This is a genomic window from Ruegeria sp. CDSC081 (assembly GCF_059610485.1).
Genome location: NZ_JBXWNS010000022.1, coordinates 1 through 1,272, shown reverse-complemented (window position 1 = coordinate 1,272; position 1,272 = coordinate 1). Strand labels below are relative to the sequence as shown.

The following is a 1,272-nucleotide window of genomic DNA, read 5'->3' as shown; positions in this document are numbered from 1 at the left end:
GGTTTTTTCACCCAGTCTCTCTCAGCGCGCGACCCAGAGCTGTTCGGCTCGATCACGTCCGAGCTGGGCCGTCAGCGCGACGAGATCGAATTGATCGCGTCCGAGAACATCGTCTCTGCTGCCGTGATGGAAGCGCAGGGCTCGGTGATGACCAACAAATACGCCGAAGGATACCCCGGCAGGCGGTACTATGGCGGGTGTCAATTTGTTGATATCGCTGAAAATATGGCCATCGACCGCGCCAAGAAGCTGTTCGGTTGCGGCTTTGCAAACGTCCAGCCGAACTCTGGCTCTCAGGCAAACCAGGGCGTGTTCCAGGCACTGATCAAACCCGGCGACACCATCCTGGGCATGAGCCTGGATGCGGGGGGCCACCTGACCCATGGCGCCGCACCCAACCAGTCGGGCAAGTGGTTCAACGCCGTCCATTACGGTGTGCGCAAACAGGACAACCAGATCGACTATGACCAGATCGAAGCGCTGGCGAAAGAGCATCAGCCCAAGCTGATCATCGCAGGCGGGTCGGCCATTCCGCGCATCATTGATTTTGCCCGCATGCGCGAGATCGCGGATATGGTCGGCGCCTATCTGCATGTCGACATGGCCCATATCGCCGGTCTGGTCGCGACAGGCGCACACCCATCGCCCTTCCCGCATGCGCATGTGGCTACTACCACCACGCATAAAACCCTGCGCGGTCCGCGGGGCGGCATGATCCTGACCAATGACGAGGCGATCGCCAAGAAAGTGAACTCGGCCATCTTCCCTGGCATTCAGGGCGGCCCGCTGATGCATGTCATCGCGGCCAAGGCCGTGGCCTTTGGCGAAGCACTGCGACCCGAGTTCAAGGACTACATCGCCCAGGTGGTCACCAACGCACAGGCCCTGTCGGACCAGTTGATCAAAGGTGGGCTGGACACAGTCACCCACGGCACCGACACCCATGTAGTTCTGGTGGACCTGCGCCCTAAAGGCGTCAAAGGCAACGCGACCGAAAAGGCACTGGGCCGGGCGCATATCACCTGCAACAAGAACGGTGTCCCGTTCGATCCCGAAAAACCGATGGTGACCAGCGGCATCCGCCTTGGCAGCCCCGCAGGCACCACCCGCGGCTTCGGCGAGGCCGAGTTCCGCCAGATCGCCGACTGGATCATCGAAGTGGTCGACGGTCTGGCCGCAAATGGCGAGGACGGTAACGGTGAGGTCGAGGCCAAAGTCAAAGCCGAAGTCGCAAACCTCTGCGCCAGATTCCCTATCTATCCAAACCTGTAA

General features: G+C 60.8%; 1 protein-coding gene. It reads left to right on the top strand.

Features of this window, described 5'->3' with window-relative positions:
- Positions 1-1,272, top strand: a 1,272-nt coding sequence (gene glyA / locus AC2FH9_RS19870) for a serine hydroxymethyltransferase (RefSeq protein WP_496872726.1), incomplete at its 5' end; no start/stop codon positions are given.